This is a genomic window from Bacillus cereus group sp. BfR-BA-01349 (genome assembly GCF_022663795.1).
Lineage (GTDB): Bacteria > Bacillota > Bacilli > Bacillales > Bacillaceae_G > Bacillus_A > Bacillus_A cereus.
The window spans coordinates 75,386-90,131 of the sequence record NZ_JAKUGE010000023.1 but is presented as its reverse complement, the minus strand read 5'-3'; the positions used below and the strand labels follow the sequence as shown (position 1 = coordinate 90,131).

Genomic DNA, 14,746 nt, shown 5'->3' with positions numbered 1-14,746 from the left:
TGCTTTTATTTTATCTTTTGAAGAAAATTTAGCCATAAAAAATGCACCTCCAATTGTTAGTTATGTGTCTAACAATTGGGGTGCACTTCAGAAAATCTAAATGGACTTTTTCACTCATATAATCCTATCTATAGTTAAACGAATAAGATTAAATAAATTTAATTTTTCTTATTTTATCTAATAAACTGTTTAGGCATTTCTTTAACGTGCTTATCGTCATCACGCCAATCATAGGTTTCTTTCTGTGAAACATCTAAAGTTTGATCTCCAATTCTAACAATATTCTTATTTACCCATTCAATATATGGATCTGTATCTGGATAGTTCCAATATATATTTTTCTCTGAATCTGTATCAAGGTTAACTAATTCACCCCTAACAGCATCCGCACTTAATGATCCTGCATTATGAAAATAAGTCTTGATGAGATATTTTCCATCTGGAGATTTCACTGTTCGAATGAATTCCCCTTTTGGAACACCTTGCAAACTAAAAAGTTTCCAATATCCAAATCCAATTATAATTACTAACATAGTAAGTATAGTTAGTAATACTTTTCTTTTTGTTTTTTTTATTTCACCTTTTGTATTTATAATACTCATTCAACTCCATTCCACAGAACACATACCATATTATACCATTAAATAAATGGTATAATATATCAAAAATAAAAATCCTCCCGTAATAGTATTATAAAAAGAGCATGTGATGGTCTCCCTATTTATAAAGTGAAACTTTAATCAGCCCTCACCAATCTGGCTGCCCGTTAATGCGGGATAATCATGAAAATTCCCCTTTAAGAAAAAAATAAAAAATCAGACAGTATACTTGAATTGCTCTTCGCAAGAGAATATACTAATAAAGCAGGCTATGACGTTCCTTCCTTCTAACTTCTTTGGCCAAATAGGGATGTTACTTTCCTGCTAAACACATAGGCTATGACAATTCTTCCTTCTTTGTAGAAATTTCAAATTGTTTTAGAGTTGTCAATTCCCTATGAAAAATAATTAGACTATAAAACCTCTTTCTTCTTTGGGATTGCATAAACTTTAGTTTATCAACCATTGATGTAGAGGTTTTCTTTTCTTAATTAACAAATTACCACTTAACAACTAAATGTTATATCCCTAATTTTCCACTAAAAAATAGCTATGTACCCTCTGTACATTTTCTACAATTAGTGTGTTTATACATATAAAAATAAAAATCTACCACTGAAAGGAGGACAGTCAGACTATTCCCCTCTTTTATAAGGCGTGAATAGCTGGCGTTCTCATGAAAAATTCTATTTACATAAGAAGAAGTTTGAAAGTAATTATAAAAAGAGAAGAAAATAAACTACCGAACATTTATTTAGCCACTGTTTTAAAAAACTTGGAAAATTTAGGATTTACTTTTTCCGAGCCTTTAATAGAAGAGTTGCAAACACTTTCGGTTGATGCATTCACATCGTTTTACAAAGAGTTGGTAAAACATTTAAAAGAAATGGTTGGAGCACATATTCAGTTTACTCCTATGTATCCAAACTTTCCGCAACAAATGATGGATTTAAGTGACGCTGATTTATACATTAATGCCATTATTCATTATGTGACGTTGCGCCTACCTGTATCAAAAGTAGAAGAACGACTCCCTCTTTTAGATAGAGTTGATTTGAAAGTTATTGACTTAGGAAGTGAAGAAGATTTCAATCAAATGATTTCTCAATTGATTAGTGCAAACAGCTCTATTTCCTCAACTGATAAGACGGATGTAGAATGGGCTATTACACACACTGAAGATGTTTCCTGTTTTCTACCTAATGTAATTCCTCATAAGGAAAATATGTCTTTTATAATTGGGGTTTTATTAATAAACAGAAAAATATCAGCCGATGCTGCTGCAAAGTATTTTAAAACAGCAACTGATGTTCTTCGCCTTGCAGTTGCTTTATCTGAAGGGGATGTGAGTTTAGCATCCTCCGTCCGATTCAAGAAGTTTAACCGAGCAGAAAGACGCTTCCTTTTAGGATTGTTAGAGCAATGCGGAAACATTACCGAAGATATGCTTCGATACAAAAAACGTTGGATTCGTTTAGGTGAAATTCTTCATCCAGCAGAATATCATACTCGTTTCCCAAAAACTCACCGAGCATTTGAGATTCTTCGCAACAACATTAAAGTTGAAACATTTAATGGAAAAATAGAAGCAGCTTTGTTGAATCGTGATATCATGACAGCAAAAAATCTTTTAAAAACTCGCCCGGGGGAATTTGCCAGACGCTTGGATCATTTAATCCGTTTATGTAGTGATAAGTCAACAGATGTTTTCAATATTCTCGAAGATTTTCTAAGTATAATAGGAAACGTTTCTACTCCTGTATTACTTCAACTCACAGCTCATTTTAAGCATCGAAATGATAAAAATGAATTTCGCACCTTTTTTCCAAAGGGAAATGTAGCAAAAGCTATAGGTATTGAAAATACACTTCCATTTATCTCAGAGGATATTTGTTTAATGATTGTAAAAATGTGTGAAGATACTTTAAAAAATCGCTTCGCAGAACTTCCAAGTCTCGGAAAAGTATTTTTGGATGAACAGTTAAAAAATCACTTAGTTCCCTTCTCTCAACGTTCAGCCAGCAAATCGCTTCGCACATTATCTCGAGGAAGTAAAGTAGATTTGCCAGAAGGAGATACGATTCGTTTTTTCCTATGGTGGAAAGAAGGCTATGTGAATGGACAACATACAGGACGTGTTGACATTGATTTATCTGCTGCAATGTACGACGAAGATTGGCAATACAAAGAACATGTATCCTTCACGAACTTACGTTCAAAAAATTTCAAAGCCTACCATAGCGGAGATATTACTTCTGCACCAAAGGGGGCATCTGAATTCATTGATTTCGATATTCCGTCTGTGCTGAAATATGGTGCACGCTATGTAGTCATGACTTTGCTTTCTTACACAGACCAACCGTATAAAGATTTACCAGAATGCTTTACTGGTTGGATGGTTCGTCAATATCCTGGTTCAGGTGAAATATTTGAACCTTCTACTGTTCAAGATAAAGTGGATATTACTGCCGACACCCAAATCTCTATTCCAGTTATTTTAGACTTAAAGGAACGAAAATTGATTTGGACAGATTTGTCTCTTACAAGAGATCTAACTTATGATAATACCATCGAGGCTAATCAAAAAGGTATGATACTAGTTGGAAAGGCTTTAACTAATTTAGTTAAACCGAATTTATATGACTTGTTCCGATTACATATTGAAGCTAGAGGTGAACTCGTTCAAGACATCGAAGAAGCAGAAAGCATTTTTTCTTTGGATAAAGGGATTACTCCTTTCGATATTGAAAAAATAATATCTGATTTTATAGCTGACTCAAAAGGCTAACTACATTACAAACATTAATAATGCGTGGAAAATATCGATGTATAATGTCTATGTGAAACAGGACCCGATAGATGCATATCAGGTCCTGTTTTTTATTTAGTAGATACTAAATAGTCCAGTTAATCACTATTCATCTAAATACACTATACTAATAAAGTGAAATTTATTCGAAAGAAGTTCATTAGTTAATATGTATCTAATTAAGAAACAGTCATATACCAGCCCAAACATCTTTTCCATATCGCCCTTCATCTTGCACACGATCCAACCAATTTCTTGCTTCTTGTTCACTGACTTCATGAATTTCTTGATATGCTTGACAAAGGGTATCTTCTACATCCGGAGCCATTTTACTTCCATCACCACATATATAAAGATGAGCTCCATTATCTAATAACGAAATTAAATTGATTCTATCTTGTTTTATTAAATGCTGTACATATGTTTTTGGATGTCCCTCTAGACGAGAAAAAGCTGTGTGTAAAGAGATTAATCCATCTCTTTCATCATTTTCTAGTTCTGTACGATAAAGATAATCTTTTTCAGGATGACGACAACCAAAATATAGATGTGCTTGTCCTAAGTTAATACCTTTTTGCTTTTGAACACGACGCGCTTGCAAGAATCCACGGAATGGTGCAATTCCAGTACCTGGACCAACCATAATAATTGGTGTTTCTGGATCTTTAGGTAATTCAAAGTTTGATTGTGGCGTTCGAATGAAACAGATAATCTCATCTTTATTATGACGCTGAGCTAAGTAATTAGAAGCGACTCCTTCATATGTCCCTTCCCCACTCCATGCAGGCGCATTAACAACACCGACCGTAATGCTCAGACGATTCTGTGCAACGAGTGGAGAGCTTGAAATAGAATAGTAACGCGGTTTGAGCGCAGGAAGAAGTTCTAAAAAGCGTTCAAATCGGATTTCACAAGCCTCATACTTTTCAAGAAGGTCCAACATTGAAATCCGTTTCTTTAATATTTGTTCATGGTAAACTCCTTCTTCTAATAATGCTTCCAATTCTTTTTTATGAGGAGGACATGCTGTGAATGTTACCATTTCTCGTATTTGTGCACGAGTGGCTGCTTCTTGAACTTCGACACTATAACTAAGAAGGTCCAATAAACTAACAGGACTGTCTAAAGGTATGTGATTTATACTTCGTCCACTTGCACTCAGTATAACTTGATCCTTCCCATTTAATCCAAAACGTTTTAAAATTCGGTTGATATTTTTCTCGCTATTAACTGGCAGCACTCCAAGGTGGTCTCCTTCTTTATATGTAGCGCCTTCTGGCAAGGATACCTCGATATGTCGTGTACTTCTATCACTACTGGATGATTGGAGTTCACGATTTTCTAGTATAGATGCATAAACTGCTTCATATGTTCGTGCAAGAGGAGATCCTCCAAGACGACTGACAAATTGCAAACTCAAAGTACTGCGCTCTTTTTCCATATTTTTGTTGAGCTCCAATCCAAATGCCTTCATTGCATCAGACCACATACTTTGTTTCCATTGCTCGAGCTGTTCCTCGAAATCACCACTTGCATCTGCTTCTCCGCGTTTAGAAAATCTTGTTGCTCCTTTTTGAGCCATCTGCTCATCAATGTATCTTGGAATCCGTTGATAGGTACTAGCCCAATTATGATCTCCACAACCAAAAACTGCGTATTGAACCCCTTTTAGCTCATCCGGTTTTAGTTCCTCCAACCATTGCACAAACTGCCCTGCATTACTTGGCGGTTTTCCATTATAAGAAGAAGTCACAATAAGTACCGCTCCTTCTTTTGGCAAACTTCCAATTCGATCGTTAAGAGCTACCACTTCCGTTTGAACTCCTTCTAAACTAGCTGTATCCGCTAATTCTCTTGCAATACCTTCTGCTACACCTGTATCCGAGCCGTACAGAACAAGAAGTGAAAGATTATCGGCCCCAATAATAGAAGGTGTCTTCTGAACGTGCTGCTTAATTTCATCGTTTTTCAGCTTGTCCTCTGTAGGTGCAAGAACAGTAGGATGGCTAATAGTTTGTTTTCGGGGTAGAATCCTAATCTTAAAATCGCCGGGCTTTAGCGTTAATGTTTGTTTTACTTCCAGCTGATAGTTTTGATAATCGATTAATTCAAAATGTTGAAGAAGCATTCCCATTACAAGAGTGGCTTCATGAAGTGCAAATTGCATACCGATACATGCTCTCTGGCCATTTCCAAATGGCTTATAAGCATGATTAGGAACCTTATCCAGCTCTTCAAATCGTTCAGGTTGGAATTCTTCCACATTGTCTCCCCATGCATCTTTATCCCTATGTAGCTGTGGAATAAGAACAGAAATACGATCTTCTCCTTTCTTAATTGGGTATTTCCCGCCAATCACTGTATCTTCTTTTGCATAGAGACTGAATGCTGGAGCGGTAGGCCATAGACGCAGTGATTCATTTAAAATCATCCGTATATACTTCAGTTTCATAACTTGTTGGTATGTTGGAGTAGCATCTGTCAAAACACGGTCTACTTCTTCATAGGCTTTTTTCAATTTATCCGGATTCTTTAATAAAAAGTAAATTGCAAAAGATAACAATCCACTTGTTGTCTCATGCCCAGCTATTAAAAAAGTGATAATTTGGAAACGAATGTTTTCATCATCTAATTTTTCACCAGTTTCCGGATCTGGCACATTTAACATACGGGAAAGTAAATCATTTTCTTCCTGATTTCCACTACTTTTACGTTCAGCAATAATATTATCTACTAAAGAAAACATAGATTGGATATCATGCTGAAATTGACGTTTCGTTCTCCACATAAGTTTGTCTTCTATATCCAGCCGCTGCAATTGGTGCATCGCCTCATCTAGAGCACGGGTCATGCTAGTAATAAAAGGATGAGGTGTCTCACGATAAAAGCTATTAAATCGGTAATTAAAACCACATAGACCAATTGTATCTAACGTAAGGCGAGTCATATCCTCTGGAACATCTACGTTTTCATTCGGATTCAGTCTTGCCCATTTTTGAACGAGTTGTACAGCAATATCGACCATCATGGCATGGTAATCTTTCATTGCCCGTTGGCTAAATGTAGGCATCAAAATATTATGAGCTTTTTTCCAGTTAGGCTCGTGAGTCTCGCTTGTAAATAATCCGTCTCCAGCAAAGGCACGAACTTTTGCTAAAGCACCATCTATACTTTTATCGAACCGTGTTTCGTCACAGACTTCTGCTACCAGTTCATGTCCGGAAACGACAATTATGGCATCACTTAAAGTTTGAATTCGAAAAATGGGACCATACTCTTCCGCCAGCTTAATAAACGATAGAGTCGGTTTATCTTTATCGATTAATGGGAGATTACCCAGCGGTCCATATGTTTTCGGCTGAGGAATGGCAGATACTTTTTTTCCATTTAAAACACCCTTTCAAAAAAGCATGAAATAACATATCCCATTTAATAAAGAGGAAATAGCAACTAATCGCCTGGGATAAAGATATGTAATTGATTACCTTATTTTATCTTTTCCCTAACTATTCATGATTATGATATTACGTATAAGCTTGGCAATTAGATTTATAACTTGTAGAAAAATACTAAATTAAAATGAAGCGAATAAATATAGTTGGAGCCTTTTAATGTTGAGGTTAAAAGATAATCTAAACTTGTAATGTTTATGAGAAATTGCAAATGGATCTCATCTCTTGTATTTGTTTATAAAAACGATTATTTTGATTCATTTTCTTCTAAAACACCCCAAAACAAAGAAGTTGACGCTCTTAAGATTGTAGTATTCGAAAAATCAGTAGTTTAGTTAAAGCAATACGATAAGCAAATATACCGTGTTACTAGTGAAAGAGGACCTGATATGAACATCAGGTCCTCTTTCACTACATAATTATGTCACTGCTTCTTTCAGTTCTTTTCCCATTTTAAATACTGGCGCCTTAGCAGTAAAAAACTTGTAGGAATCATTATCTAAGGTTTTATTCTTCTCTACCGATTTAACTTCTCGACAGCTTCCGCACTTGTATCTACACGTTTAACGAAAAAAACTAGTAGTAGTGCAACAACATTCATGCCAAGCGCTACATAAAATGAATATTGAATTCCAGATAATAAAGCTTTCTGAGGTACTATTGCCTTCGTAGTTTCTGTGAAGGTTGTTGGATCTATATGAGACATTAAACTTTCAGCTTTCGTTTTTGTTACAGAATTCATAATCGTAACAAGAATAGCAGTACCAATCGAACCGGACACTTGTTGAGCTGTATTATTAACAGCTGTACCGTGCGGATTTAAGCGAGTTGGCAATTGATTAAGACCATTTGTCATAAGTGGCATCATAACCATCGCCATCCCAAACATCCGCAGTGTGTAGATAAGAATAATATGTGTGTGACTAGAGTCAATTTGCAGACTTGCCAACATATACGTTGAAACAGCTGTAATGGAAAGCCCCACTATGCCAAGAATCCGAGGACCATATTTATCAAATAGTTTACCTGTAATTGGTGACATAATCCCCATTATTACCGCACCTGGAAGCATCATCAGCCCAGAGCTCAGCGGCGAAATACCACGGACGTTTTGTACATAAGCTGGTGTTAAAATCATACCCGAAAACATGGCCACCGCGTTGACAATTGCAATTACAGACGCAAGTGCAAACATTGGGTACTTGTAAACACGTAAATCCAATAACGGCTCATCCATTTTTAATTGACGAATAATGAAAGCAATTAGGGCAATAGCGCCTATGATTAAGGTTGTTAAGACAATTTTATTCGTCCAGCCATCGGAGCTTGCAGAACTGAATCCATATAACAAACCGCCAAAACCGACAGAAGATAATAGTAATGAGAGATAATCAAGTTTTGCATTTTTGTTTTGTTTCATGACATTCTCAGATTTCCAAATCCCTAACAGTAAGCTAATGATTGCTAACGGTAAAATCATTTCAAAAAGCAAACGCCAGTCATAATACTCTACAATATAACCTGATAGTGTCGGCCCAATTGCTGGAGCTGTAATCATAACTAGTCCAAAAATCCCCATTGCTGTTCCCCTTTTTTCTCTTGGAAAGCTTACTAGCATAATATTCATTAACAAAGGTCCCATAACTGAAGAGCCTGCCGCTTGAACCATCCGACCAGTAAGTAATAAACCAAAGTTAGGTGCTACAGCCGCTAAGGCAGTACCAAGAATAAAAATCACCATAGATGTAATAAATAGGCTCCTATTCGAGAAACGCGTTATTAAAAATGCTGAGGCCGGAATTAATATACCACTTACAAGCATATACCCTGTAGAAAGCCACTGGATCGTTGAATAATCTTGAATGTTTAAATCTTTCATTATTGATGGCAAGGCTACATTTAAAAGGGAGTTATTTAGAAATGAAACAAATGCCCCAATAAAAAGGATTACAAGCATTACATATGGTGGTTTTCTTTTATGTAATGTTTCACTCATATATTTAATTGCCCCTTCATTATAAATTTCATTGATTCGTTTAAATCGTTTACATATTTGCACAAGAAAATATTACCCTTGCAGTATTTTGCCAAACTCTTCGAATGGATATTCTCTTTTTAGCAATTCCACTTGCTCAACATACCATTTTAAAATCTTTTTGTTGATTAAACCTTTATAAAAATGTTTGTTAACGGAATTTAAATTAGGCTGAAATACACAAAATAAGCAACTGAAAATCCCCTTCTAAAATAAAGTGAAGCTTTAAATCAATGGGAATTTTACAGGCAGCGAGAAAAACCAAAAAGACCACGCACCCATTCCTTTAAATACAGGCTTGTAGATCTAGTTATGTAACCATCCATAAAAAGGAATATTACATAGGCTAAGTCTAACATTACATTTTTAAAGTGAGGAGAATAAGCGTATGGACCAATATTGGTATTTGAATTCACAGGGAAATGGGCAACAATATAATAACCAAATTTCATTATATTCACAGTCCGAAATAACTACATCTGAGGTAATGAATGATTTGAAGATTCCTGAGAATTGGAGTTACCGAGTCTATCCAGTTAGTTGGGATTCATCAGCCAATTATACGGGGTTCAATCCCCACCCTCCTCTCTTCTCTTGGGGGCAGCCAATTAATTATGCAGGGATAATGCCCCAAGGTCATCCTGCTAATTGGACTCCATTACCAAGTCATGCAGGTTTTAATTTTCAAAAACCTCCCTTCCCCTGGGCACAACCATTCAATCATACAGGGATGTTCGCACAAGGTCATCTTGCAGCTTTACTATCGCCGCCAGCCAAGCCTTTTCATTTCAATACCAATAACTCGGGTGTTTTTGGAAACCCTTCAGGATGGGGTGGTCCGTGGGCCCCAATGGGATGGGGAAATAACGGAGGTAACGGTCAGCTAGGAATGCTTGGAAACTTACTTACAGCAGGAAAAGGCACCATGAGTGGAATAGGAATGATCAGTAGTCTAATCGGGATGGGGAAGTTCTTCTTTTAGTTAATTAGAACAGGAGAATGTGGCTGTAGCTTTAATCAACCACATTTAAGGACAGTAATCTCCCGCCTAACTTCCTAGCATAGCATTCGCGGAAATTTTAGGTAGATATGTATTGTTACAAGTTACCGTTTTACTTTGAGTGCTCCTTTACTTTCTTATCAAGTGCCTTACTATAAGCATCTTTGTTTTCCTGTGATAACTCATAAATTGCTTTTTTCCAATGCTCTCCGTCTACACCTGATAAAAATTCAGTACCTTTCATTGTAGCTTCTTGAATCTTCTGTTTATCTTCTTTACCAGCATCCTTAATTAACTTCGTTGCTTTTCTTGCCTCTGTTACCCCTTCTTGTATGGATTTGTGAATGTCTTTGTATGTATCAGGTACTTTTATGTGTTCCATATTGTCTAAAATTTTATCTATCTCGTTTGATGTTTTTAAAACAGCTTTTGCTTTTTCTTTGTCCTTTAAGGATTCTCCTAAGTTTAGTAATAGTTCATCCTTCTTAAATTGGAACTCTACCACTTGCTCACATATGTAGTACGGATACTGTTGTTCAGAAATTACTGTTTTCGTTATTGCTTTACTAGTTTGCTCAGTCTTATGAGTAGAATCTTTATCTCCTACCTCGCATCCGACTAACAGCATAAATGGAACTGCTAACGTTACTAGTTTCTTTGCTCTCATTATGTATTCTCCTTGTTGAAATTATTGTAAGTAATTAACATATCAAACTATAACATACATTACATTATGGTTCACTTCCATTACGTTTTAAAATGTAAAATAAGAATACACCCCATAAGCCACAAATAAGATTAATAGAATAGAAATGCCGAGTACCATATATATGATCCATTTTAAATTTGAGTTCATATAATCCTCCCACCTCTAGATAATTCCAGTATATAACAAAAAAGCATTGGATACCCAATGCTTTTTACACTTACGCAAATAAAGAAGTATTCGCATATAAAGCTGGTGAACCACCTGAATGTACGAATAAAATATTGTCTTCCTTATTAAATTTACCTTTTCTAATTAAGTCGATTAATCCCGCTACCGCCTTACCTGTATACACTGGATCAAGTAAAATACCTTCTGTTTTCGCAAGTAACTGAACTGCCTCTACCATTTCCGGCGTTGGTAACGCATAGCCTGGCCCTACATATTCATCAAAGCACGTAACAGCGTCGCGCGGGATAAAGTTTGGAATACCAACGTGTGCTGAAGTTTCATCTACAAGTTTTGCTACTTTCTCTTCTTGCTCAGCTTTTCCTCTACTTACGTTAATCCCGATTACAAGAATATGGCTTTGTGTTCCAGAAAAACCAGTAATTAACCCAGCATGCATACCGCCGCTACCACTTACACAAACAACTGAACTGAAATCAATTCCTTGCTCAAATGATTGCGCCATAATTTCTTGCGCACAAGCAACGTATCCCATAGCGCCCGTAGGGTTTGATCCACCAACTGGAATTACATATGGTGTATTCCCTTTTTCACTTACTTCTTTTGCTACTTTATGCATTTCTTCCATCAGGTCTGCTCCGTTCGGTACAACAATTACATTTTCAGCACCTAATAAGTGATATAAGAAATAGTTTCCGTTAAAGTCTCTCTTCTCTTCTGGCTCAAGCCCTTCCTCTAATACAAGGATACATTTCATTTTTTCTTTTACCGCAGCTGCCAGTGTCAGGCGGCAATGATTTGACTGAATACCACCAGCTGTAATTAACGTATCTGCACCATTTTCCTGTGCATCTGCAACTAAAAATTCTAATTTTCTCGTCTTATTGCCACCAGCTGTTAAACCAAGTAAATCATCTCGTTTAAAATAAATAGTCGGGCCACCAAGTGCTTCAGAAAAGTTGTTTAACTTTTCAATTGGTGTATATGATTCTGTATATTTTTTTCTCGGGAATTTAGCTAAATTCATTGTAACGCTCCTTTTGTACTTCTTTCACAATATATGTAACGTTACTATTATTACACGTAAAAATGGTGAAGTTACCTTTCTCGGTTAAAAATGTATTAAAATTCGGTACATGAAATTTATATCGGCGGTTTTTCAAATATATCAGCGATTCTCAATTTATATCGGCGATTTCTCAAATATATCGACTTACCGACAAAAAGTGACAAAATAAAAAGCGCCCACACATTCAAATGCAGACTCCCTCCAATCACTTATTTACCGAAAAACGAAGTAACTGTGTTAATCCCGGCTCTAAATTCATTTCACCTTTATGGCGTACGTATACGACTTTATCTCCATTAAATTTCGGAGGATTTGCTTTACTATACGTATGCCACTCATTCGTTCCTTCTATAGAATACTCCATATATTCAGTTGCACCGACAATTATATTTTCACTATCATCTGCCGTTACATTTGGTGCCATCTGCGCAATTTTTGAATCACTAATTAATAACTTCTTTATATCCTTATCACGTTTGTAATCGTAAGCTGTCACAATTACATCGTTACCATATGCTTTCACTTGTAACCCTTGTTTAAATGAATAGCCATCTGGAGCAGTTTTCTCTCCTCCATTTGGTCCTGCTGACATCCAGCCTGTTTCAATCCCGCCCGTATTTACAACAGTGAAACCTTTTTCATCTCCACCTTTAATTTTCTTTTTACCAGCCCAGTCAGGTAAGTTTAAATCCCAATGCGTATGACTCGTGAAGAAAACAACTTGCGGATAGTCTTTTAATATATCGTACAATTTATCCACGTTTAAATAATCTTGTAAATATGGTGATTGTCTTGATCCAGATACTGTATCAGGTAAAACGTGATGAGAGAAAATAAAGATTGGTTTATTTTTATCTTTTTGACTATACTCTTCTAAATTTTGTTTTAACCAACCTAATTGCTCATCACTCATATATACTTCGTCCCACATTTTTGAATCGTAGTATTTCATATATTTTTCAGTTCCTAAAAATAAAAGTGGATAGCCATCTAATTCTTTTTTATGATATACCTTTTCTTGTCCACTAAATTGTAAGTAGCGACCAAATAGTGTTTCTTCCGTTACACCATTTGGCCATGTACTTTGAGAGAGTTTCCCAGCCGCTGTCCATTTACCAGCATAAAACTCATGATTCCCCACAGTAGACCATACATTTTCCGGATGCTTATTTTTATTTAACACACGCTTTACATCATCATATTGTGACTGTTGTCCAGTCGGCGTTATATCCCCATTCATAATAAGCGCTCTAGAAAGTGGCGTTACTTTATTCATATCTTTTAATACGTGATCAAAATCTCCTAAATCACCTTGAATGTCACTAATAACATTAAAAGTTGTAGCTGATTTTCGAACTTGCTCTTTCCCTTCCGCATGTGCTGAAAATGTCGGTAATAATGCCGCCATAACTGCTAACGAAGCAACTGTCTTTTTCATACAAATTCTCCCCCTAATAATAGAATGTACAAACTGACATATTCTGCGTTCTCTTAGGTGCTTGTCCAATTCACATTATAGGGGGAGATTGTAAAGATTAATGGAATAAAAAATTAAGTGTTTTTTAAGAGATTTTGTCTTTTTTCACACTCCACAATTAGCAATTCGCGCCAATATAGCTTTCTAGTCTTTTACATTACATAAATGTAAATGAATATGATGAATCTCTTAGTTTAATATGTTGTCTTTTTAATCTCTGTTATATAACCGCCACAAAATATGCTATCTTTTCAAGTTCTCTTTCTTTAATAAACGTTACTCCTCTTTTAATTAGCCTTAAAATTGTAAAGTGGCTTAATAATATGTTTAATATCAATTGTTTCTTTTGTATTCTCAATAATTTCATCCATTGGCTTATATACCATTGGTGCTTCATCTAAAGTACTTTCTGCAACAGATGTAGTCCAAACCTCTGTCATTGTATTTTGAAAATCCTCTAAGTTAAGTACTTCTTTCGCCTTCTTGCGACTCATAATACGCCCTGCTCCATGAGGGCCAGAAAAGTTCCAATCTGGATTTCCTTTACCAAATGCAATGATTGAACCATCTCTCATATTGATTGGAATGATTACTCGTTCATCTTTCTGAGCTGAAATAGCACCTTTTCTTAGAATCATATTGTCCATATCGATGTAGTTATGGATTGTAGTGAATTGATCTGTTACTTTCCAATCCATTTTAGTGACGATTTCATCAATCATTGCTTTACGATTTAACTCCGCATATTTTTGTGCAATTTTCATATCATTCATGTAATCTTTAAATCCTTGTCCTTCTAAATAAGCTAATTCTTTACGAATCACCGGTTTCTTAATTTCACGTAAAGCTTCATGTATTTCTTGTTGTCTGCCTTCTTTCGTTAAACGCTCAATCATTTCTTCTTTAATAGATTTAACGTTTATAAGTTGCTCGTAAGCAAAGTTTTGATAGTACTCTGCTACTTGTTTCCCTAAATTACGCGAACCACTATGAATAACAATGTATACACTTCCTTCATCATCCTCATTCAGTTCGATAAAATGATTGCCCCCGCCAAGTGTACCAATACTTTTTTGAGCACGTTGCAATGTAAACGGGGCTCTTACACTATCAAAATCAATCATTTTTGAAAATCTATGTTCCTTATCTCGAATACGAAAACCACTTGGGACAAATTTACGTATCGTTTCGTCTAAGTAATCGAAGTTGATTTCCTCTTTTTTCTTATTAATTATAACAACCTCCATGCCACAACCAATATCGTACTTACCTCCCAGTTTCCTGAAAGTGTGGACTATACCTTCTCTACAGTCATCGAGATATGCAGTCTCTACTGTAGGCTCACCGTATTAATTATTCCTCTTCAACTCAAAATGGATGAAGAATAATTCTGTACCTTAGTCTGCTAAC

The 14,746-nt window shown here is 35.8% G+C and carries 9 protein-coding genes; 2 read left to right on the top strand and 7 right to left on the bottom strand.

Annotation, left to right across the window (positions count from 1 at the left end; all coding sequences use genetic code 11):
- Nucleotides 1-173: 173 nt before the first annotated feature.
- Nucleotides 174-602, bottom strand: coding sequence for a DUF5412 domain-containing protein (locus MR169_RS14680; protein ID WP_000022538.1), 429 nt, complete (start codon nt 600-602; stop codon nt 174-176).
- A gap of 673 nt (nt 603-1,275) precedes the next feature.
- Here MR169_RS14680 and MR169_RS14675 point away from each other — a divergent pair.
- Nucleotides 1,276-3,387 (top strand): TerD family protein, encoded by a 2,112-nt coding sequence (locus tag MR169_RS14675; protein WP_144574939.1) that lies wholly within the window; start codon nt 1,276-1,278, stop codon nt 3,385-3,387.
- Nucleotides 3,388-3,598: 211 nt separating this feature from the next.
- On the opposite strand, the gene cypD is transcribed toward MR169_RS14675, so the two are convergent.
- Both cypD and MR169_RS14665 read right to left on the bottom strand, forming a co-directional pair.
- Nucleotides 3,599-6,775, bottom strand: a complete 3,177-nt coding sequence (gene cypD / locus MR169_RS14670) for a bifunctional P-450/NADPH--P450 reductase (RefSeq protein WP_242319599.1) — start codon at nt 6,773-6,775, stop codon at nt 3,599-3,601.
- A gap of 602 nt (nt 6,776-7,377) precedes the next feature.
- A complete protein-coding gene (locus MR169_RS14665; RefSeq protein ID WP_242319596.1) occupies nt 7,378-8,856 on the bottom strand; it encodes a DHA2 family efflux MFS transporter permease subunit in 1,479 nt (492 codons plus the stop codon).
- 427 nt (nt 8,857-9,283) lie between these two features.
- Between MR169_RS14665 and MR169_RS14660 the strand changes: the two genes are divergently transcribed.
- Nucleotides 9,284-9,877 carry a hypothetical protein gene (locus MR169_RS14660; protein ID WP_000373144.1) on the top strand — a complete coding sequence of 198 codons (594 nt, stop codon included), beginning with the start codon at nt 9,284-9,286 and terminating at the stop codon, nt 9,875-9,877.
- A gap of 130 nt (nt 9,878-10,007) precedes the next feature.
- Here MR169_RS14660 and MR169_RS14655 read toward each other — a convergent pair whose 3' ends face one another.
- The 4 genes from MR169_RS14655 to MR169_RS14640 form a co-directional block, all read right to left on the bottom strand.
- Nucleotides 10,008-10,562 carry a hypothetical protein gene (locus MR169_RS14655; protein ID WP_001201801.1) on the bottom strand — a complete coding sequence of 185 codons (555 nt, stop codon included), beginning with the start codon at nt 10,560-10,562 and terminating at the stop codon, nt 10,008-10,010.
- 259 nt (nt 10,563-10,821) lie between these two features.
- A complete protein-coding gene (gene cuyA / locus MR169_RS14650) occupies nt 10,822-11,817 on the bottom strand; it encodes a D-cysteate sulfo-lyase (protein ID WP_242319595.1) in 996 nt (331 codons plus the stop codon).
- A gap of 247 nt (nt 11,818-12,064) precedes the next feature.
- Nucleotides 12,065-13,297 carry a DUF4073 domain-containing protein gene (locus MR169_RS14645; protein WP_242319594.1) on the bottom strand — a complete coding sequence of 411 codons (1,233 nt, stop codon included), beginning with the start codon at nt 13,295-13,297 and terminating at the stop codon, nt 12,065-12,067.
- Nucleotides 13,298-13,623: 326 nt separating this feature from the next.
- Nucleotides 13,624-14,583, bottom strand: coding sequence for an RtcB family protein (locus MR169_RS14640; protein WP_242319593.1), 960 nt, complete (start codon nt 14,581-14,583; stop codon nt 13,624-13,626).
- Between the last annotated feature and the right edge of the window lie 163 nt (nt 14,584-14,746).

Excerpts from the sequence above, each read along its gene's own strand:
- MR169_RS14680 (WP_000022538.1), bottom strand. The coding sequence starts at position 602 with ATGAGTATTATAAATACAAAAGGTGAAATAAAAAAAACAAAAAGAAAA.
- MR169_RS14675 (WP_144574939.1), top strand. The coding sequence starts at position 1,276 with ATGAAAAATTCTATTTACATAAGAAGAAGTTTGAAAGTAATTATAAAA.
- MR169_RS14665 (WP_242319596.1), bottom strand. The coding sequence starts at position 8,856 with ATGAGTGAAACATTACATAAAAGAAAACCACCATATGTAATGCTTGTA.
- MR169_RS14660 (WP_000373144.1), top strand. The coding sequence starts at position 9,284 with ATGGACCAATATTGGTATTTGAATTCACAGGGAAATGGGCAACAATAT.
- MR169_RS14655 (WP_001201801.1), bottom strand. The coding sequence starts at position 10,562 with ATGAGAGCAAAGAAACTAGTAACGTTAGCAGTTCCATTTATGCTGTTA.
- cuyA (WP_242319595.1), bottom strand. The coding sequence starts at position 11,817 with ATGAATTTAGCTAAATTCCCGAGAAAAAAATATACAGAATCATATACA.
- MR169_RS14645 (WP_242319594.1), bottom strand. The coding sequence starts at position 13,297 with ATGAAAAAGACAGTTGCTTCGTTAGCAGTTATGGCGGCATTATTACCG.
- MR169_RS14640 (WP_242319593.1), bottom strand. The coding sequence starts at position 14,583 with ATGGAGGTTGTTATAATTAATAAGAAAAAAGAGGAAATCAACTTCGAT.